Below are 1,373 nucleotides of genomic sequence, written 5' to 3' on the forward strand. Positions count from 1 at the left end.
ACAAAGATTTTAAATTGAATATTGAAGTAAACCACGCTACTTTAGCACAACATACTATGCAACACGAAATGGCAGTTGCAGCCAAAGCAGGAATGCTAGGAAGTATCGATGCAAACAGAGGAGATTACCAAAATGGTTGGGATACAGATCAATTTCCAAACAACGTTCAAGAAGCAACAGAAGCAATGCTAGTTTTCTTACAAGCAGGAGGTTTACAAGGAGGTGGAGTTAATTTTGATGCAAAAATAAGAAGAAACTCAACAGATATGGACGATGTTTTCCATGCACATATTGGAGGAGCAGATACATTTGCTAGAGCATTAATTACTGCAGATAAGATTTTACAATCTTCTTCGTATAATTCACTAAGAGAAAAAAGATACAGCTCTTTTGATGGCGGAAAAGGAAAAGATTTTGAAGCAGGGAAATTAGAATTAAAAGACCTATATAACATTGCTCAAGAAAATGGAGAATTAACATTACAAAGTGGTAAACAAGAGTTGTTTGAGAATATTATCAATCAATATATCTAAAATAAAAAAAAACCTTTCAGATTTAAAAATCTGGAAGGTTTTTTTATAGAATTAAATTTTGAAAAAAATGAACAAAAAAATAGACCAACAATCAGCAGATAATATTAGAGCATTATGTGTTGCCATGGTAGAAAAAGCAAATTCAGGACATCCAGGAGGACCAATGGGAGGTGCAGATTTTATGCACATCTTATATTCAGAATTCTTTAATTTTGACCCTTCGGATATGACTTGGGCGTTTAGAGACCGTTTCTTTATGGATGCAGGACATTTATCAACCTTAATGTATGCACAGTATTATCTTTTAGGAAACTATGAAAAAGACGATGTTGCCAACTTTAGACAATGGGGTTCAATTACTCCAGGTCACCCAGAAGTAGATGTAAAAAGAGGAATAGAAAATACATCTGGACCTTTAGGACAAGGACATACTATGGGAGTGGGTGCAGCAATTGCAGCAAACTTTTTAAAAGCACGTTTTGGAAACTGGATGGATCATAAAATTTATGGTTTTATTTCTGATGGTGGAGTGCAAGAAGAAATATCTCAAGGAGCAGGAAGAATTGCAGGGCATTTAGGCCTAAGTAATTTTATCATGTTCTATGATTCTAATGACATTCAATTATCTACACCTACAGATGAGGTTACTTCGGAAGATACGGAGATGAAGTATAAAGCTTGGGGTTGGAATGTTGTTACTATTGATGGTCATAACCATGATGAAATAAGAAAAGCCTTAAAAGATGCAAATGCCGAAACAGAAAAACCAACACTTATTATTGGAAAAACAATAATGGGTAAAGGTTGTGTTACTGCAGATGATAAAACTTTTGAAGGTGA

The 1,373-nt window shown here is 34.5% G+C and carries 2 protein-coding genes; both read left to right on the plus strand.

Annotated features, from left to right (window positions below):
• On the plus strand, window positions 1-533 hold a 533-nt coding region (locus MPF19_RS18985; RefSeq protein ID WP_502925271.1), incomplete at its 5' end, for an apurinic/apyrimidinic endonuclease family protein.
• Window positions 534-600: 67 nt separating this feature from the next.
• Window positions 601-1,373: thiamine pyrophosphate-binding protein (locus MPF19_RS18990; RefSeq protein WP_502925272.1), on the plus strand; the 773-nt coding region annotated here is incomplete at its 3' end.

Source organism: Polaribacter sp. Z014 (assembly GCF_023555435.1).
Taxonomy (GTDB): domain Bacteria; phylum Bacteroidota; class Bacteroidia; order Flavobacteriales; family Flavobacteriaceae; genus Polaribacter.